The organism is Calidifontibacillus oryziterrae (genome assembly GCF_000331575.1).
Lineage (GTDB): Bacteria > Bacillota > Bacilli > Bacillales > Bacillaceae_J > Calidifontibacillus_A > Calidifontibacillus_A oryziterrae.
This window is the reverse complement of sequence record NZ_ANOK01000003.1, coordinates 280,631-298,999: the sequence shown is the minus strand read 5'-3', so window position 1 is coordinate 298,999 and position 18,369 is coordinate 280,631. Positions and strand designations below refer to the sequence as shown.

The following is an 18,369-nucleotide window of genomic DNA, read 5'->3' as shown; positions in this document are numbered from 1 at the left end:
CTTCACCACAAAGAATGAAAATGAATTGTCCCGTCGATACTGATTATACGGCTGGGTGAGGAAGGTCGGTGAGCTATGGTGCGTTAGAGCCCTTCCGTTAATCTGACTCTTGCGACCATGTTGCACCACTAATTGTCGCTCCCCTACGGGAAGCACACATGGTAGATTAATCCTATTCTGGTTGTTGCACCAGCCTCTGATTATATTGACCGTAGAAAGGATGTTTTTTCAATGGATGTAATTATTGAAAGAGCATGTGGTATGGACATTCATAAAGATAGCATCACCGCATGTGTTGTCACACCTGAAGGAAAGGAGATTCAAACATTTTCAACGAATACTATTTTTCTACTACAGTTAATTGACTGGATTAAGCAACATGGCTGCACTCATGTTGCAATGGAAAGTACTGGTGTTTATTGGAAACCTATTGTTAATTTACTAGAAGCTGAGGACATTGAATTTCTAGTGGTAAATGCCAAACATATCAAAACAGTTCCGGGACGAAAAACTGATGTTAAAGACTCTGAATGGATTGCAAAACTTCTTCGTCACGGATTACTTAAAGCTAATTTTATTCCTGACCGAACTCAACGAGAATTACGAGAACTAGTTCGATATCGTCGTAGTATCATCGAAGAATCAGCTAGACAACAAAATCGAATTCAAAAGGTTTTAGAAGGGGCTAACATCAAGCTGGGATCTGTTGTATCAGAAATAATAGGCGATTCATCTTTAGAAATGCTTCGAGCGATTGCAGATGGCGAAGAAGATTCTATAAAACTCGCAAGCTTCGCTCGTAGAACATTAAAGAAGAAAAAAGACGAACTTGAACTAGCATTATATGGTTACATAAGCCCACACCAACGCATGATGCTTAAAACAATTCTAAATCATATCGACTTTTTAAAAGAACAGATTGAAATGCTTGATCATGAAGTTGCAAAAAGGGTGAGTGAATATCAAGAAGATGTTGAACGTTTAGACTCCATACCGGGTATCGCCACTCTAATGGCAGAGCAAATACTATCTGAAGTTGGAACAAATGTAAAAGAACAATTTCCAAGTGCGCCTCACATGTGTTCATGGGCAGGTCTGGTTCCCGGTAATAATGAAAGTGCAGGAAAAAGGAAATCGTCCAAAACAAGAAAAGGTAACAAATACCTAAAGTCCGCCTTAATTGAAGCAGCCCATTCCGTAAGAGGATCTAAAAATTATCTTGGCGCTCTTTATCGTAGAATGCTGCTCGAAAAGGTAAAAAACGAACAGGCATTGTTGTCGCTCACGCAATGTTACGTATTGCTTATTATCTATTAACATGCAAAGAAATGTATGTAGACTTAGGAGAAGATTATTTTGATAAACAAAGACAACAAGCAATCGTACGCCATTCATTAAAAAGACTTGAAAGTCTTGGTTACACAGTAACATTAACTGAACCAGAAGCTTCTTAATCCAGTAAATATATACTTTCTCATACCCTCAATGATCAGGCGCTCTCCTTTTTTAAAAATGAATGAGCTGCGTCTTATTTAGTATTGCCTTTTTTCCGGAATCCCCGAAGTTATTTTCATGGTAGTTTAAGTGTACCTTTTCACAAAGTTTAAGTTCATTTTACCAAAACAGGCTGCTGATTTAGAACTGAATTTCCAATTTAAAGGGTTTTGTATAGTGAACAATAGCCATATATTGTTCACTAGCAAGGTTGGCAGACTCTCCAAATCTTTCATTTTATTTAAAAGTTCGCCTCACCTCTGAATTTACGATATCGCTCACAATTCCCGTCAAAATGCGGACACTTTACACTATCAATATTTAGATATTATAGATAAGCAAAAACAATAAACTATTAATCCTTTAAATCAAATGCCCTTTAAAAAATAGAGTTTTTTTGAAGTTAACTGGATAATAATAGGCTATCTCAGATGACTCTGTTAAAAATGAAATTCTACAAACAGGATAGTTTACAGTTTATTTACAATTATTATTTTACCATATGTAAATCTCTTCGCTATGCAATTTTACCTATATATCATTGACACAAACAATGAAAAATAATTTGTTGATCAATAACCTATTGCTGGTTTATTATCGTTACATTTAAGAGCAACTAATTATAGTTACTGTAAAACGTAACGACATTAATACCCTTTATAGTTCAAATTAATTTCACCTCAAAAAAGCTTGTATTCCTAGAATTATTTATAGTTACTATGAAACGTATCCCTTATTAAAAATCAATTAGATAACTTAACATAAATTAAATCATAACCACCCTTCCAAAGGGTGGTTTGCACTAAGGCTATAAGCCTTTACTACCGGCCAGCGTCTAAAGGCGCTGGCTTTCATATGAATTCAAGCCTCTATTGCCTTTGCCACTTTTGCCACCCCTAAAGGGCTATTTTTACTACATGGCTACCCTTTGAAAGGGTCTGTATATTCTTTCACACTTAATTTATCTAATGCTATATCATGTTTTTCTTGATCTTGAATGTATTTTTTTATTGTAGCTTCGTTTAACCCTACTGTACTTACATAGTATCCTTCAGCCCAAAAATGCCTGTTTCCAAATTTATATTTTAAATTTGCATGTTTGTCAAAAATCATGAGTGCGCTCTTCCCCTTTAAATATCCCATAACACTTGAAACTGATAACTTGGGTGGTATGCTCACTAACATATGCACATGATCTGGCATTAAATGACCTTCGATTATCTCTACTCCCTTGTATTTGCATAGTGTTCTTAAAATTTCTCCAATACTCTTTCTATATTGATTGTAAATTATTTTTCGTCTATACTTTGGAGTGAAGACGATATGGTACTTACACATCCATTTTGTATGTGCCAAATTATTCGCTTTATTTGCCAAAATACTCACTTTCCTTTCTTATTTTAGAGGCTTGAACAATCTCTATTATAGGACTGAAAGTGAGTTTTTTTGTATAACAATTTGCTGCCCACCCGCATAGCGGGTGGTTTTATGCTTCGCCTTATTCAGGCTCAACAGACTGAAGTCCATAATATAATAGAGTAGGCGCATGAAAAATCATGCGCCTACTCTATTTGCATTACTCTATAATGAAAGAAGCTAATGCCCTTGTTAAGCATTCACCCCTCGTTAACTAAATAGAAAGAGCTATTGTTTTGTCTTTGAAAATAGATAGCCAAATCAGTGAAACTAAGGTGACCATTATAGAAAAAATCATAATATACTGAAATTCTTGTATGACCTGCTGTCGAAAAACGCACCGTGTCGGTACCGTAATAAGCATTTTTTTCTACAAATAGATTGAGTTACCCCATATAATCTTCGTTTCCTTTGTCTTCATATCTTTCAATTATTACCTTCCCCATTGTTAACACATCTAAATAAAATTCATCTTCGACTAACTCACAAATAAGTTCTAGCTTTCCCAACAAAGTATAAGTATTTTTTATATTTAAAATACCCCACCCATCCTTTATTTCCTCTAAGTTTTTAACAAAAAGGTTGGATACTTTTTTAAAGATTTTATCTACATAATCAATATCTATACCAGAGTTACTTTTCATGTTCCCTTTAGAGTTTAATTCAATACTAGAATCAATAACTTTTTTAAAATAATAATAGAAACCATCAATATCCTTACACCTTTCAACACACTTTATGGCATATTTACTAAATTCGGTTTCATCAAAAAGGTAAAGCGATTTATACATCGTATATAACTCTTCTATATCTTCTAAAACCTTTTCGTTAAGAAATTCACTGACTTTTTTACTATCTTGAAAATAGGTAGCAAGTTGAATTGGAAGTCTGTATTCATCTATTTTCTCCATTTACTAATTTCCTCCTGAGAAATTTCACATATTAAAAGAATAATAACACAAAAAACCTCTGTAGACTATAGTCTGTAGACTTCTTCCTTCTAATCACTAAAATTGCTTTAGAGATGGAGGAAATTATAATGAAAATCGAAGAGGCCTTTGGAGTAATAATTAAGCATCATAGGGAGAAACTATCCCTATCACAAGAGAAATTAGCATTAGAATCTGGCCTTGATAGAACGTATATAAGTTTATTGGAACGAGGCAAAAGAAAACCTACAGTTAATAGTATTTTTTCAATTTCATCCACCTTAAAAATGAAGCCACACTTACTTATTAAAGAAGTAGAACTAGTATTAGAAAAAGACAAGTGTTAACAAAAAAAAGATCATAACAATGTTGCGCTCCTGCATTTTAATTAGTCGGTAACTCCATGTAATTTTCATAGTTTTCAACAACATCAATATCAACCATTCATTTTCTTGTTACATTTTAGTGAATGCTCAATTGATTCCTCATCCCTCAGTAGCATTTTAGTTCTCTGTTTGAATATCACTATTCCACTAGGTGTCCCCTCTAAAAAAAATGAAAGCTCATCCTCATTAATATTAATAATGCCTTATTTTCTTTATTACAAAAGTTAAATAACAGGAGCTATTTGTCCGCTTACTCTGACCAATAGATTATTGCAATACTTGTTATTTTTTGTAATCTAACAAATCAAAAAACAAGTTTAACTGCTTCGTTAGGCATCTCTGCACCATAATAAAAGCATTCACACCTTTACTTGAATAATGTTATTCCTTTTAAGGCAACAATCATGAAATTCTTATAAATGCATCCCTCAGCTAAACCCATTATTTTTTCCCAAAAGCTTCAAATATCTCTTTATTAACAGGATCATCGAGAACATCTAATAGGCCATTATGAAAATAACGATTAACCAAATGGACATAGTATTTATATGTAGTTTCAATATTCTCATGCCCCATCCACTCACGCAATTCCGCATCTATGACGGCATTATAAACATAAGCCTTGCCTAATAATTCATATTGTTTTAATCTATCGAGAATAAAGTATGTTGCAAAAGCATGTCTAAACATTTTTGGAGTTATTTTCTTCTCTGGACACTTAGGATTTTTGGCTATTTTGTTAAAGTTGTCACGAAGCATTTTGGGTGTAACAATCGTTCCGTTCTCTGATAGAAACAATGCATTATTTGGTGGCATTTTACCGTCATTTCTTTCTTGGTATTTTGCAGCACGGATAACCCGTTCGGGCATCCATTTTCTACATATAATTGCCCAAACATCAGATGGGAACTTGATGTCTCTATCTTTTCCCTTTGATTCAAACCGAAACAGGATTTCTTTTAGATCTGATAACTCTTCATCTCGATAACGTTTTAGTCCGGCATTTAATCCTGTACCCTTATACGGCAACTGGAATAACTCTTTAGGTCTTAGTGCTGTTTTCCATAAAAAAAGCACAATAAAGGCGTACACAACATCATCAAACAATTCTATAATTCTAGGAATATTTTCTCTATGAATAAACTTATCCTGCTCACGATCAACATGCATGGTTGAACCATTTCCTATACGTATTCGCTTTTCTACTTGTTTTTCAGTTTTAACCATTGCAGAGCTACCCTTTATTTGTACAGTTACTTTCTTTAAATCCATTTTCCAATAATGTTTATATCCTTTTTCTCCTGCCCATTTAAAAAAGTAGCTCAATGTAGCTATGTAATCCTCAATAGTTTTATTACTTGGTCTTCCTTTAACGTCTCTATTATTTATTAAATAGCCGATATAAGCGTTTATTACATCTTCATCTGTCAAATGCCAATTCGTTGCTTTGATCCCTTTATCATCTCGCCATTGAAGGAATCTTGCTAAAACTGTTGTGTACTGCTTAAGAGTTTCTATACTTCTCGATCTTTTTTGCGCTAATGCAATTGCCCAATAACTCGGGACTTCTATAACTCTAAAGTTTTCATCTAAAAAGATTGGAACAGTGTCTTTAGGAAATACGTCAGTATTTTTCAAACCTTCAGTATTAAACAGATGCATATTAACTTCAACTACCTTTTTTAACATTTAAGCCTTATCAAAAGACATTATTAATCATAACCACCCTTCCAAAGGGTGGTTTGCACTAAGGCTATAAGCCTTTACTACCGGCCAGCGTCTAAAGGCGCTGGCTTTCATATGAATTCAAGCCTCTATTGCCTTTGCCACTTTTGCCACCCCTAAAGGGCTATTTTTACTACATGGCTACCCTTTGAAAGGGTCTGTATATTCTTTTACACTTAATTTATCTAATGCTATATCATGTTTTTCTTGATCTTGAATGTATTTTTTTATTGTAGCTTCGTTTAACCCTACTGTACTTACATAGTATCCTTCAGCCCAAAAATGCCTGTTTCCAAATTTATATTTTAAATTTGCATGTTTGTCAAAAATCATGAGTGCGCTCTTCCCCTTTAAATATCCCATAACACTTGAAACTGATAACTTGGGTGGTATGCTCACTAACATATGCACATGATCTGGCATTAAATGACCTTCGATTATCTCTACTCCCTTGTATTTGCATAGTGTTCTTAAAATTTCTCCAATACTCTTTCTATATTGATTGTAAATTATTTTTCGTCTATACTTTGGAGTGAAGACGATATGGTACTTACACATCCATTTTGTATGTGCCAAATTATTCGCTTTATTTGCCAAAATACTCACTTTCCTTTCTTATTTTAGAGGCTTGAACAATCTCTATTATAGGACTGAAAGTGAGTTTTTTTGTATAACAATTTGCTGCCCACCCGCATAGCGGGTGGTTTTATGTTTCGCCTTACTCAGGCTCAACAGACTGAAGTCCATAATAAAATCGATCAATCTAATCTTTCCAATTCCAATTGGTATAAAGCAATCATCTTATCAACCATGTCCATACTATCTTTTAATTTCATTAACTTTTCGTCATAAGACATAACAAACTCGATTTGGTCAGGATAATTAATATCTTCCAGCTGCAAGGATTTATTTCTTAACACCCCTTTTTGCAATAACTCAAGCTCAAGATTCTTTAACATATCTTTTAGTAATGGATTTTGTCTCAACGCACTTTTACTAAAGCCGCACTCTTCCCATATATGTGATCTTCTTAATTTTTCTTTACTCGGGTTAAGGTAATTGAGCCAATCGTCTTGTTGATTATGTAGCTTAATAAATTCCTCAAATGCCTTTACGTTTTTTGCTCCTTTAATCCGTCCCGATTCAGACATTACGTGATCCCCCGATGATAATTTCATCGAATCCTTCTTTAACCGTAACCTCTTCAAATATCTCAGCAAACTTAATTATTAATTCTTTAGGAATAGTAGTATTAAGTCTAATTCTACTCTCGTTAATATTTCTTTCCAAACACTCTCTCGTATCACATAAAATTCTTACACAAACAATCTTGCAATCTGAATTTAGGTTTCTTATATACCTCAAGATGATTCTTCTAATTGATTGAGTATGATTTGTTCCGTCAAAGTACACAACAGAACCCACATTCTGTGGTTTGTGATCTGCAATCCATGATGATTTACCACTTGCAAAATTTCCACATAGTACGTAAACGATAGTAGGTGGATAACTTTTAGAGAATAATCTATTAAAATTTAGTAAGGCTTCGTACGTTAACTCAAGTAAATCCAAATTACTTATGTTTCCTCTTTGAGTTTCCGTATACACGTCAATTATTTCTTTTTTCACAAAGGGAACCATCTTGGTATTACGACCTGAATCAATTTTTAGTCTTTTAATCTCTGTTTCATAGAATTCACAACGATCCTTCAGTTCTTTTATCTCGAAAAGAGTATTGGTTTCTCTTTCAATTTGTTCAGGCGTTTTTTTGGCTAGGTACATATATTTATGAAGTTCATCAAGAAGTTTTTTGAATACATTGTCAGCCTGTTCACTTATGAAATCCAACTTTTCCTGGCAAGTTCTTAATTCATTTTCAAGTCGTTGAGCTTCTATTTGCCACTTGGTTTGTTCATAATTTTTTGCCAAAGCAAGTTTGAGCTGTTTGGAGGGCTTATTGTTTTTTATGACATCACGTACTTCAACCCAATCTGGGTGCTTCGAATAAATGGTTGCACGACTAACTTCAGAGATTTCAGCTACCTCTGTAATCGTAATTTTTTCCTTTCCTCCATCTCGTAACGAGGCAATCAGGGAATAAACTAACTTAAGTGCTTCATCATGCTTTAATATCTTGTTTGCCATAGTTATGCCCCCGCTCTTCCAAAATCTGGATATTTTCTCTGGTAAGATCGGGAAAACGCCTTTTTATATAATCAATTCCTTTTAATTCGTACAACCTTTCAACGCAATCCCTTATAGTTTTTTGAGAAAAACTCTTCTGATCCTCACCACAAAAATCATCTTTTAAAAAATTGTCATGAAATTTGATAGTATTTTCAAGGTCTTCTATCGAATTGGCGGTGAAAACAGTCCAATTACAATCCGTAACATTGCAATTACAAGATTCCGGTCCTAAATGAACTAATCCAGAATGAGTATTTGTACAAATTGCACCGAAAGATGTCCGATGCAAAATATTTAAACCATCCTGTAGTAGGATTTGAATATACTGTTCAAGGCCCTCCCAACCGTCATCATTCAATTTGGCCTTAATTATCGTTGATTCATCTACTAATCTATTAATCCTAATACCTGCTTTACCACCAATACATTTTTTGTCTATAGCCTCAAGTAATTCACTTAGCAACTCCTTATTTTGTTCAATTACAGCTAATTTGATTTCTTCAGCCATACCAGGCATTTTTACGATATATGAGAGCGTCATTGCTAGACTCTTGTGAGAAAATAGTCTCTTAATAACACTAATGTTGTTCGGATTTTGGTAAATGGCAAACATAGCAATTGTTTTACGAAACTGATGAGGATGTATGTGTTCTATTCCCAGATCTTCACACCAACGTTTAAGAAACTGATAGATACTTCGTGCCCAAATCTCTGTTCCAAATCTTGAAACAGTACTAATCATCAGCTTATTTGATTTTCCCCATGCACGTGCCTCCACTGTTAAGGCCTCTAAGCATTTAAACGCTTTATATGCTATTTCTGGTACTGGAAGTACTACCGGATCACCTGTAGAACCTTCGGATGTTTTAGAAACTGTTATTCTTATTCGGAAATCATCCTGAGACCCTTTAACATGCCAACAATCACCGGCTTCAAGAAGATACATTTCACTATTTCGCATACCAGTAACCAAAAAAAGAATGACAACGCATGAATTTCTTAACTCTGTTACAAGTTTCATAGCATCTAGCTTAATCTTAAATACATCATACACAATAGCCAAATCTAGACTCTCTAATTCGATCCCTAGCTCTAAAGCTATCATTACAACTTCACTAAGCTTTAATGTCCAAACGTTAGAAATGTAAATTGGATTTTGCTCATGCCACTCTGGGTGATCCTTAACGGCATATCTAAGTTTGTTACTTAAGGCTTTGCTCATTGTAACTTGTCTATAATCCGTGAATTTATAGCTTTGAAGATCTAATATCTTCAAATCCATATTTAACAAATTGTAAATAGCTTTACCCCATTCAAAGGACTGGATTTTAGCAATATCCCTACTGGCAATAATGGGCCAAAGGACACTGTATAGTTTCAGAACTTCTATAGATTTTTTTTCAATACTATCAATGCAATAAGGAACTAATTCCGAAAGCGTATCAATTGAAATAGGTAAATACTCGCCCTTATTATCTTCCGCATTTTTACCCAGTTTTGAATACATTTCTACATCGAATGGTTCAAAATTCAGGCGATAATCCAATGGAACTAACTTGCTTTTAGATAGCCCCACCCAATGTTTAACTTGTTTAGCGAAGTCATAGACAGCTGTAGGACCATTCAAATCATTTTTGATAAAATCTATAAAGTGTTCTTGTCTTAGATAAATAGCGTTAGTAAAAGACCCGTTGCCTTGAATATCAATAAAAAGTCTATGTTTATAAAGAAACTTTCCTAAAGTTATAAGTTGCGCTAAAATGTTTCTCGATGAATTAAAAGATTTTACATTTTGTAAACAAGCATTTTGAGGTAAGGAATAGAATGCTATCATTTTGAGCAATCGACATAGGTACTTGTTTTCATTTGCAAGCAGTGAGACACCCTCTGAAACTTCTTTGTCCCAAGAAAAAAAGCAAATATCTTTATATATTGGGCTTCCTTCTTGCCTCCAATCCCAAATAATATCTTTAAAGGTACTTAGTTTACTAACCTTAAAATCTTGTATATTGTCAAATGGGATTTCTGATAGGCTATAGAAATTAACAGACATTTCATATTTCTCGTCTTCCTCAAATTGAGGATTAACATCGGCTATCTCTTCATCCATTAGTTCTTCCTTGTATTTTTCTGTTATTTGGTCAATAGCTAGATCATACAGATTCTTCCCCATTCTACACACCTCTCATTATCTGTGGTAAAACTACAAAACCCATCCTAGCTAACTCCCATGCGTCATTTACTTGGTTCTCATTGTTCCAATATTCTAAGATCTGAATCCATGCGTCATTCTCATCACCGTATTTAAGTACCCAATCAGAAGAACTATGTGATTTTTTCAACTTATCCAAATCTAGAATTCTCCGGGCGATATATGGCAGGGCTTCGGGGAATACAACAGCTTGTTTACAAAGGGCGCACTTGTTAAAATATCTACATTTTTTACCTTCACCAACATAATCATCCCACCCTGGCCATGACGGTTTCATAGCGTCTTCACAAGCGAGAATATATTTTTGTGAACCAGCATCTAGTAAGTGTATTATAGTTTTTTCATCCAAGTGTAGTTTTACAGCTTCTTTTTTTATTAGTTTAAACTTCTCTTGCTCTGTCTTTGCATTATGGATGGCGTTGCGTAGGGATTGAAGTGATGTTGACTCCACTATCCGAACTTTATAATTAGACAGATCTTCTACAAATTGCTTTTGAATCTCTTTTATCTTTAAATCTAGTATAAGGTTGGTACTTTCATCAGATATATAATGATTGATAGATCCTACGTCATTATGGCTTAGGTCTTCACCGAGTTCTAGTTCAGTTTCACCTAAAAGTTGTTTAATAGATACATAACCAGACCTAACCTTTGGATGAGAAATACCGGTAGTATCTGAAAAATATTTAAAATTATGACGCTCAATAAATCTTTTACTAATGATTGTAAAGAGAGGTTGTTCGTTGAATGATGAGATAACACCTTTTTGAGATTCAGGTATAGTAAATTGCCATAAATACCCCGACCCGTAGTAAGGGCTATCCTTATATTGGGTAATTATGCTTTCAACATATTTGAGTAACTGATAAGTGTCTAACATTTTGTTTTTGTTTGAACGACGTATAACTTTTAAAAATTCCTTATCATTTGAACCGCGTTTTTTTCTTCCGTGAATTATTACATAATTTTCAGGATCTATTAGATCCGGGGTTATATGTGCATCCACATCATCACTTATTGAGAGAAGACTTTCAACGTTCCATCCCGTATTTATTAAGGCAAGAAGGAAAAATGGATATAAAGTATCACTAACAAAGTGTTTTGCAGCGTAAACTGCCATTTTCCCTAAAGTTCCGTCCATGAATTTGATTTTTCGACAACTTTTTGATATAGCAATGTTAACCATATTTGCCAATGGATCTTTAGCCTTTTGTGAAGAGTTAAGAAGATTTTTGCTATTTAACAAATCCTTTGCCTCATCTATAGGTAAATAATAAGGGAATAGTGGGAACCGTTTTTTTAATGTGCCTAAAGCCAAATTGAACTGTGGTATGGCTCTTTCTTGATCAGGACGATCAGAAATTCGGGTTGCGAATGGAGAACGTCCACTAGATGCTAATTCCGATCCCCTTTGTATGTATAAATCTTGTATCTGATCAATTGTGAACCCTAGATCCTTAATTATTTTTTGGATATTGGGAAGCCTATAAATTAACCTTCTAACCCAAGCCCTTTGAGAATATCTAAGCTTTATACGACTTTCCTTAGTTCTCTGCATACCCGCATGAATATAATACATAATATTCTCTAAATTCCATTCTGCAGTTACAAGCTCTTCATTAAGGTTTAGATACGCCTGATGAAAACTCTTGATATTCTTAATATCCTGTATGCAAGCATAAATTAGCTCTTTCATTTCTCTGGGATGATATCCCTCAATTGTCCCCCCTATAATTCCTGGACCTGTTGGCCACGGAAAATCCACTCCTATTGACGGGTCTTTTGGAAATAGCTCTTGTAATCGTTGCACAATTCGTCTAATTGCCCCAAACCATTGTCGACAATGACTTTCCTTCGGATATGTACTCAGTAAGTAATTAGAGAATGATTTAGCTATTATTATGTTAATGTCATTTACATTGGTTACATAATTATTACTCAAATTGTTTTCACTATTAAGAAACTCAAGAAAAACTTTTACTCCTTTATCAATATTTCGAATTGTTGTTCGGCCGCAATCCGGTACAATAATTTCATTCATGCCTACGATAAGTTGCTCAATCAAGCTCTTGTTTTTTGGATATTTGCACACTAATTCAGAGAAATCAATTGTATAATTACCAATTTTCCCTCTATTCTTCACCTGGTAATTATTTACGTAAGTTACAGAAGGCAAATACTCTCTTTCATCAGCCCTTGAAAGAATAGCCTCTTCTGAAACATCTAGCGTTAGAGAGCCAGTATTCGAAAGTTCTTCATTTTGCTTTACCAACGTTTTCTTTAACGTCGCTTTTTTTGCCATCAGAACAACTCCAATTGTTTCTCTAATATCTTGCGAACTGGAGCATATGTTTTTCGATGGATAGGGCAAGCTCCATATTCCTGTAACGCCAACATATGAGCTTTTGTTAGATATCCTTTGTGCTTGTCAAAACCATATTGGGGATAAATCTGGTGTAACTCCCTTATTACTTTATCCCGTTCGACTTTAGCTAAAATAGAAGCTGCACTGATGGCTGGAATCAAATCGTCACCCTTCACAATGGCCTCAGCCGGAATATCGATGTTAGGTAATTTATTCCCATCGACAAATACTTTATTAGGCCTAATATGCAACCCTTCTATGGCCCTTCTCATGCCTAGAAGTGTTGCGTTCAGAACATTAAGGGCTTCTACTTCCTCAAGTGATGCTATTTCGATACTCCAGCAAAGAGCTTTATCTTTTATTTCTCTAGCTAGTTCTTCCCGTCGCTTAACAGATAGTTTCTTCGAATCTCTTAAGCCCTCAATAGGTTTGTCGGGATCAAGAATACACGCTGAAACCCATACTCCTGAAATTGCCGATCCTCTACCTGTTTCATCCACTCCACATACGATCATTACTCTTTACTCCCCTTTAAAATCTATATCCTAACCCTGTTTTATATCCAATATGAATTATTGTTTATTTTATATAGATCCTTTTGTCACAATTTTATATAAAGTAAAAGATTTATCCAGCATAGCTTTCTACCCTTATTAAAAACAAAACCACATATCTTTCGAGGTTCTTCCCCCCAAGAGCCTAAAGCGCCCCCACTAGAAAACACCCATAAAAAAAATCACCTCTTAAGGTGATAGGTGATATTTAACTATATTCATTCTAGACAATACCCCATAGTTAGTCAAACAAATTATTGGTAACATATTTTTTAGTTAGACACTCTTTTCTAAAGTCATATAACTCTACCAACCTCATCAACACCAGCAATCATATGTATGTTTTTTGCTCGTAATTCGTTTTCATAAGCAGACATTAAATCATATTTTTCCTTAGCTTTTTGCTTGTTTTTTTCATTTTTTAACCATTTCTGATATAGTACTTGGACTCCTTTACGTTCATCGGTTGAAATTTGTTCGATAATATCATCGTTCAGTGTTTTTGGTGTGTTTAATATTTCCTCTATTTCCTTAATCGTTTTCGCCATCGTAATCTCTCTCTTTGTTTTTCTTTTTATATCGGTTCGAATCAAAAAAAATAAAGGCACACAAATTTTGTGTGCCGTGCGTTAAACATTATCCAGAGCACGAGCCGATTCACCGTCCGTAAGTAGGTAATTGCTTCGTAATCGATACTTACATTCGGAAAAATTGTCTCTGCTTTTTCATTTAATTCGTCTACAAACTTCTATTCTAAAGGTGTTTCAAATGTAATTCGTCCAAGCCTAGCTGAACGAATATCTCTTATAATTACTTCAGCCGTTTTATCATAATCGATAAGGCCACCACCCATCAAGCAACCGCGAAATTTTCCAATTTCATCAAATACCTTAATCATGTCTGTAGGAATTGCAGTTAGTTGATAGCGTTCCTGTAAATTTCCGGGATATTCTTTTATTAAAAAGAGAAGTAAATATACAACAACATCCTGTAAATCAAGTAAGTTTTCTTTGATAGCACCAGTAATTGCCAAGCGGTATCCAACATCTTGATCTTCAAATTTAGGCCATAGTATCCCTGGGGTATCTAATAACTCAAATTCTTTACCTATCTTTATCCATTGCTGTCCGGTTGTCACCCCTGGACGATCCCCGGTTTTTGCAATTGTTTTATTAGCAAGTCGATTAATCAAGGTAGACTTCCCTACATTTGGAATACCAACAATAAGAGCGCGAATAGCCCTCGTATTTTTGATTCCTTTTGCCTTCATTTTTTCAAATTTATCTTGTACTAATACTTTGCTTTCGGAGATAATCCGTTTCATGTCTTGCTTGTCCTGAGCATTAACCGCAATGCATTTTATCCCTTTTTCTTCAAAATACGAGATCCAAGCGTCCGTCTTCTTTGGGTCGGCAAGGTCTGCCTTATTTAAAAGAACAAGGCGGGGTTTATTTGTAACAATTTCATCGATCATCGGATTCCTTGAAGAATAGGGTATTCTTGCGTCTAATAATTCAATTACAACATCGATCAGTTTAAGCTTTTCGATAACCTGGCGCTTTGCTTTAGCCATATGCCCGGGATACCATTGAATTGTCATTTGTTCACCTACTTTATATCTATTACTAGGTTCACTTTATTATTTGAAAGTCACTTAAAGGCCAATAAACAATATTTGTTTTCCCTAAAACCTTATCCATTGATACTGTTCCAATAATTCGACTATCCTTACTAAAACGTCGATTATCACCAAGAACAAATATGTGACCTTCTGGAATACGGTCCAAGCCCGTTACTTCTTCGAGGGTAAAGTCATACGTAAGTACGCCACTTGCTTCTTGCTTATATTCATCTAAATATGGCTCCTCGAATGGCTCACCATTAATGTATAATACATCATCCTTGTATGCAACGTGTTCACCTGGTAATCCGATCACTCGTTTTATATAATCTTTGTCTTCAGTTGCTTCAAATACGACAATATCAAAACGTTCTGGTTTCCCAATGTTATAGCTAATTTTATTAACAATCATTCTATAATGATCATGTAAGGTAGGCATCATCGATAGCCCATCTACTACAATGGGAGCAAATAGAAAATAACGAATACCACCAGCTAATAACACCGCAATTACCAATGCTTTAATCCATTCCCATATTTCATGCTTGCTTTGGGACATATTCGTTCCTCCAAAAAAGAAAAATTATTGCAATTACGATCATATATATAAGAAAAATAAATAAATAAATATAAATAGCTAGTTGGAAAAAAGGAGCTTGATAACCAAGCTCCTTTTTCATCAAATTATCGGATTTCTTTAATACGAGCTGCTTTACCACGAAGATTACGTAAGTAATAAAGTTTAGCACGGCGTACTTTCCCGCGACGCATAACTTCGATCTTCGCAATTTTTGGTGTATGCAATGGGAATGTACGTTCAACACCAACACCATAAGAAATCTTACGTACAGTGAATGTTTCACTAATTCCGCCACCACGACGCTTAATAACAACACCCTCGAACACCTGGATACGCTCACGATTTCCTTCGACAACCTTAACGTGTACACGTAGTGTGTCCCCAGGACGGAACGCTGGAATATCCGTTCTTAATTGTTCTTTTGTAATGTCATGAATTAATTGTTGCATCGTCTTCACTCCTTCCACACAGATGCTCTTGTAAATGATTTCGATTACAGCGGAACATCGTTATCCAAACTTGAAAGTCACTTCAAGTCACAGAGACTAATATATCATAATATCACCTTTGTTTCAAGCTTTATTCTTGATTCTTAAACTCATCTAACCACTTTTTTTCAGCGTCTGTTAATTTACGATGTTCTAACATGTCAGGTCTTCTTTCATATGTCCTTCTTAATGCTTCCTTCGCCCGCCACTCTTCAATTGCTTTATGGTTTCCAGACAACAATTGTTCTGGTACCTTTAATCCTTTATAATCTGCTGGTCTTGTATAATGGGGATATTCAAGTAAGCCGCTACTATACGAATCACATGGAGCAGATTCTTTATTCCCTAATACTCCGGGAAGAAGTCGCACTACACTATCAATTACAACCATACTTGCAAGCTCGCCGCCCGTTAACACGTAATCACCGATTGAGATTTCATCGGTTACAACAAACTGGCGTATTCGTTCATCATAGCCTTCATAATGGCCACAGATGAAGATAAGATGTTCCTCACTAGCTAGTTCCTCTGCTTTTGCTTGGGTGAAACGTTCACCTTGAGGGCACATAAGGATTACCCTTGGTTTTATCTTTGCTTCCTTTGTTAAGTGATGGACCGCATCAAAAATGGGTTGAGGTGTTAATACCATTCCTGCCCCGCCACCATACGGATAATCATCAACTTTTTGATGCTTATCAGTTGAAAACTCACGAAAATTATAGACATGATAGGAAACAAGATTGCGTTCCTCTGCTTTTTTTAATATCGATTGACCCAATACACCAGCGAACATTTCAGGAAAAATTGTTAACACATCAATCTTCATTTATAGTAATCCTTCCATTAAATGTACCGTAACCTTTTTACTGGATATATCAACTGATTTGACTACTTCCTCAATGTATGGCAATAACAAGTCCTTCTCACCTGGTCTTTTTACAACCCACACATCATTTGCACCTGGAGACAGTATTTCCTTTATGACCCCAAGCCTTACCCCTTCCTCAGTCACAACTTCACAATCAATAATTTCATAATAATAATACTCATGTTCAGCTAAATCTGACATATATTCCTCTGCAACTTTAAGGTTTTTCCCTTTAAACCTTTCAACCTGATTGATATCCGTATACCCTTCAAAAGTTAGTAGATGAAAGTTTTTATGGATGCGGTGTGAGCAAACAATTAACTCAAGCATTTGCATAGGGTCTAACTCAAGTGAGAGTTTACTACCTTTTCGAAAACGTTTTTCTGGAAAATCCGTAGATGAAATAACCTTCACTTCACCTCTAACACCATGTGTATTTACAATCTTACCTACGTTAAAATACCTTGGCACAAAAGTACCCTCCAATCCCTAGCGAAGCTCTGAGATGATTCCGTCTTTAACGATAATTACTCGTTCCTTTACGATTTCATCCCAATTATCACCTTTATTAATTTCAATAATTCCTTGAACCTCTGTCTCTTTTAATTCACTTCCAAGTGGTAATATATCCAATTGCTCAAGTTGAAATTTTAGCAATTTACATTTTTCAGTTCTTAAGCTAATTTCCTTTTCAATTTGCGCGGCAATCATTGGCGTTTGTATCTTTTTAGTTTTCTCAAACTTTTTCTTTTCAAACCTAAATTGATCGATTTCCTTTTCAAGCTTACTCATTTGTGTCTTGAAGCTATATGCGAGTGATTTTTTACTATCCTCCGTTAATACTTGTTTAACTGTAATATTTTTTATTATTTTCATACGATTGTACACCTCGAAGTAAGCACTAGGTTTATAATTTTCTAAGTATGAAAAAAGGGTGAGGTTTTTCCCTCGCCCTTTACATGATTTCTAGATGAATTCTTTTACTTTCATTAGTTGCGGCTGCATAAACTACAGTACGAATAGCTTTTGCTACACGACCTTGTTTTCCAATAACCTTGCCAACATCGTCTTTATGAACTGTTAAGTTATACGTAATTTTGCGATCATCCTCATTAACTGTTACAACGACATCTTCTGGATAATCAACTAATGACTTAACAATTGTTTCAATTAATTCGATCATAGGCGTCACACAGCTTATTTAGATTGCTTTAAGTTATGGAATTTTTCCATAATGCCTTGGCTAGAGAAAAGATTACGCACTGTGTCTGATGGTTTTGCACCAGTTTGTAACCATTTAAGCGCTGCTTCTTCATTCAGCTTAACTTCTGCTGGATTCGCAACTGGATTATACGTACCAATCTCTTCAATAAAACGTCCATCACGTGGTGAACGAGAATCAGCCACTACTACACGATAAAAAGGAGATTTTTTAGCTCCCATACGCTTTAAACGAATTTTTACTGCCATTTTAACTTGCACCTCCGAAAATATTTCACACATTTTAATATACTATCAATTTGTTTCTAGTTTGTAAAGTATTT

At 34.9% G+C, this 18,369-nt stretch carries 19 protein-coding genes and 1 pseudogene; 2 read left to right on the top strand and 18 right to left on the bottom strand.

Annotated elements, in window-relative coordinates:
• Positions 1 to 231 precede the first annotated feature (231 nt).
• Positions 232 to 1,454, top strand: a pseudogene (locus tag D612_RS17670) (IS110 family RNA-guided transposase).
• Positions 1,455 to 2,415: 961 nt separating this feature from the next.
• Here the strand turns inward: D612_RS17670 and tnpA (D612_RS0101565) are convergent.
• Both tnpA (D612_RS0101565) and D612_RS0101560 read right to left on the bottom strand, forming a co-directional pair.
• Positions 2,416 to 2,871, bottom strand: a complete 456-nt coding sequence (gene tnpA, locus D612_RS0101565; protein WP_017753714.1) for an IS200/IS605 family transposase — start codon at positions 2,869 to 2,871, stop codon at positions 2,416 to 2,418.
• 425 nt (positions 2,872 to 3,296) lie between these two features.
• Positions 3,297 to 3,821 carry a hypothetical protein gene (locus D612_RS0101560; RefSeq protein WP_017753717.1) on the bottom strand — a complete coding sequence of 175 codons (525 nt, stop codon included), beginning with the start codon at positions 3,819 to 3,821 and terminating at the stop codon, positions 3,297 to 3,299.
• 128 nt (positions 3,822 to 3,949) lie between these two features.
• Here D612_RS0101560 and D612_RS0101555 point away from each other — a divergent pair, with 128 nt between their 5' ends.
• Positions 3,950 to 4,186, top strand: a complete 237-nt coding sequence (locus D612_RS0101555) for a helix-turn-helix domain-containing protein (RefSeq protein ID WP_017753716.1) — start codon at positions 3,950 to 3,952, stop codon at positions 4,184 to 4,186.
• 480 nt (positions 4,187 to 4,666) lie between these two features.
• Here the strand turns inward: D612_RS0101555 and D612_RS0101550 are convergent, their stop codons facing one another.
• From D612_RS0101550 to rpsP, 16 genes are all read right to left on the bottom strand, one after another.
• Positions 4,667 to 5,914 carry a tyrosine-type recombinase/integrase gene (locus D612_RS0101550; protein WP_017753715.1) on the bottom strand — a complete coding sequence of 416 codons (1,248 nt, stop codon included), beginning with the start codon at positions 5,912 to 5,914 and terminating at the stop codon, positions 4,667 to 4,669.
• Positions 5,915 to 6,091: 177 nt separating this feature from the next.
• On the bottom strand, positions 6,092 to 6,547 hold the full coding sequence (gene tnpA, locus D612_RS0101545; RefSeq protein WP_017753714.1) for an IS200/IS605 family transposase: 456 nt from the start codon (positions 6,545 to 6,547) through the stop codon (positions 6,092 to 6,094).
• 161 nt (positions 6,548 to 6,708) lie between these two features.
• Positions 6,709 to 7,101 carry a hypothetical protein gene (locus D612_RS0101540; RefSeq protein ID WP_017753713.1) on the bottom strand — a complete coding sequence of 131 codons (393 nt, stop codon included), beginning with the start codon at positions 7,099 to 7,101 and terminating at the stop codon, positions 6,709 to 6,711.
• The gene (locus tag D612_RS0101535) at positions 7,094 to 8,095 is read right to left on the bottom strand and encodes a helix-turn-helix domain-containing protein (RefSeq protein WP_017753712.1); all 1,002 of its coding nucleotides are present in this window, start codon (positions 8,093 to 8,095) and stop codon (positions 7,094 to 7,096) included. Before D612_RS0101535 ends, D612_RS0101540 begins: the two co-directional genes overlap by 8 nt.
• On the bottom strand, positions 8,070 to 10,310 hold the full coding sequence (locus D612_RS0101530; protein WP_017753711.1) for a tyrosine-type recombinase/integrase: 2,241 nt from the start codon (positions 10,308 to 10,310) through the stop codon (positions 8,070 to 8,072). Before D612_RS0101530 ends, D612_RS0101535 begins: the two co-directional genes overlap by 26 nt.
• 1 nt (position 10,311) lies before the next feature.
• Entirely contained in the window at positions 10,312 to 12,651 is a 2,340-nt protein-coding gene (locus D612_RS0101525) for a hypothetical protein (RefSeq protein WP_017753710.1), read from the bottom strand.
• Complete coding sequence (gene rnhB / locus D612_RS0101520; protein ID WP_017753709.1) at positions 12,651 to 13,229, bottom strand: ribonuclease HII; 579 nt, start codon at positions 13,227 to 13,229, stop codon at positions 12,651 to 12,653. The genes D612_RS0101525 and rnhB overlap by 1 nt, the downstream gene beginning before the upstream one ends.
• 335 nt (positions 13,230 to 13,564) lie before the next feature.
• Entirely contained in the window at positions 13,565 to 13,816 is a 252-nt protein-coding gene (locus tag D612_RS0101515; RefSeq protein WP_017753708.1) for a hypothetical protein, read from the bottom strand.
• A gap of 200 nt (positions 13,817 to 14,016) precedes the next feature.
• Entirely contained in the window at positions 14,017 to 14,868 is an 852-nt protein-coding gene (ylqF, locus tag D612_RS0101510; RefSeq protein ID WP_017753707.1) for a ribosome biogenesis GTPase YlqF, read from the bottom strand.
• Between the two features lie 31 nt (positions 14,869 to 14,899).
• Complete coding sequence (lepB, locus tag D612_RS0101505; RefSeq protein WP_017753706.1) at positions 14,900 to 15,448, bottom strand: signal peptidase I; 549 nt, start codon at positions 15,446 to 15,448, stop codon at positions 14,900 to 14,902.
• 125 nt (positions 15,449 to 15,573) lie between these two features.
• Complete coding sequence (gene rplS / locus D612_RS0101500) at positions 15,574 to 15,918, bottom strand: 50S ribosomal protein L19 (RefSeq protein WP_017753705.1); 345 nt, start codon at positions 15,916 to 15,918, stop codon at positions 15,574 to 15,576.
• A gap of 130 nt (positions 15,919 to 16,048) precedes the next feature.
• On the bottom strand, positions 16,049 to 16,783 hold the full coding sequence (gene trmD, locus D612_RS0101495; RefSeq protein ID WP_017753704.1) for a tRNA (guanosine(37)-N1)-methyltransferase TrmD: 735 nt from the start codon (positions 16,781 to 16,783) through the stop codon (positions 16,049 to 16,051).
• Entirely contained in the window at positions 16,784 to 17,296 is a 513-nt protein-coding gene (gene rimM / locus D612_RS0101490; protein WP_017753703.1) for a ribosome maturation factor RimM, read from the bottom strand. It abuts the gene before it with no gap.
• 18 nt (positions 17,297 to 17,314) lie between these two features.
• On the bottom strand, positions 17,315 to 17,701 hold the full coding sequence (locus tag D612_RS0101485; protein ID WP_017753702.1) for a YlqD family protein: 387 nt from the start codon (positions 17,699 to 17,701) through the stop codon (positions 17,315 to 17,317).
• Between the two features lie 79 nt (positions 17,702 to 17,780).
• Positions 17,781 to 18,008 (bottom strand): KH domain-containing protein, encoded by a 228-nt coding sequence (locus D612_RS0101480; protein ID WP_017753701.1) that lies wholly within the window; start codon positions 18,006 to 18,008, stop codon positions 17,781 to 17,783.
• Between the two features lie 14 nt (positions 18,009 to 18,022).
• A complete protein-coding gene (gene rpsP / locus D612_RS0101475; RefSeq protein ID WP_017753700.1) occupies positions 18,023 to 18,295 on the bottom strand; it encodes a 30S ribosomal protein S16 in 273 nt (90 codons plus the stop codon).
• Positions 18,296 to 18,369 lie beyond the last annotated feature (74 nt).

Excerpts from the sequence above, each read along its gene's own strand:
- ylqF (WP_017753707.1), bottom strand. The coding sequence starts at position 14,868 with ATGACAATTCAATGGTATCCCGGGCATATGGCTAAAGCAAAGCGCCAG.
- D612_RS0101480 (WP_017753701.1), bottom strand. The coding sequence starts at position 18,008 with ATGATCGAATTAATTGAAACAATTGTTAAGTCATTAGTTGATTATCCA.
- D612_RS0101550 (WP_017753715.1), bottom strand. The coding sequence starts at position 5,914 with ATGTTAAAAAAGGTAGTTGAAGTTAATATGCATCTGTTTAATACTGAA.
- lepB (WP_017753706.1), bottom strand. The coding sequence starts at position 15,448 with ATGTCCCAAAGCAAGCATGAAATATGGGAATGGATTAAAGCATTGGTA.
- D612_RS0101525 (WP_017753710.1), bottom strand. The coding sequence starts at position 12,651 with ATGGCAAAAAAAGCGACGTTAAAGAAAACGTTGGTAAAGCAAAATGAA.
- D612_RS0101485 (WP_017753702.1), bottom strand. The coding sequence starts at position 17,701 with ATGAAAATAATAAAAAATATTACAGTTAAACAAGTATTAACGGAGGAT.
- rpsP (WP_017753700.1), bottom strand. The coding sequence starts at position 18,295 with ATGGCAGTAAAAATTCGTTTAAAGCGTATGGGAGCTAAAAAATCTCCT.
- D612_RS0101530 (WP_017753711.1), bottom strand. The coding sequence starts at position 10,310 with ATGGGGAAGAATCTGTATGATCTAGCTATTGACCAAATAACAGAAAAA.
- D612_RS0101560 (WP_017753717.1), bottom strand. The coding sequence starts at position 3,821 with ATGGAGAAAATAGATGAATACAGACTTCCAATTCAACTTGCTACCTAT.
- D612_RS0101555 (WP_017753716.1), top strand. The coding sequence starts at position 3,950 with ATGAAAATCGAAGAGGCCTTTGGAGTAATAATTAAGCATCATAGGGAG.
- D612_RS0101540 (WP_017753713.1), bottom strand. The coding sequence starts at position 7,101 with ATGTCTGAATCGGGACGGATTAAAGGAGCAAAAAACGTAAAGGCATTT.
- D612_RS0101515 (WP_017753708.1), bottom strand. The coding sequence starts at position 13,816 with ATGGCGAAAACGATTAAGGAAATAGAGGAAATATTAAACACACCAAAA.
- rplS (WP_017753705.1), bottom strand. The coding sequence starts at position 15,918 with ATGCAACAATTAATTCATGACATTACAAAAGAACAATTAAGAACGGAT.
- rnhB (WP_017753709.1), bottom strand. The coding sequence starts at position 13,229 with ATGATCGTATGTGGAGTGGATGAAACAGGTAGAGGATCGGCAATTTCA.
- trmD (WP_017753704.1), bottom strand. The coding sequence starts at position 16,783 with ATGAAGATTGATGTGTTAACAATTTTTCCTGAAATGTTCGCTGGTGTA.
- D612_RS0101535 (WP_017753712.1), bottom strand. The coding sequence starts at position 8,095 with ATGGCAAACAAGATATTAAAGCATGATGAAGCACTTAAGTTAGTTTAT.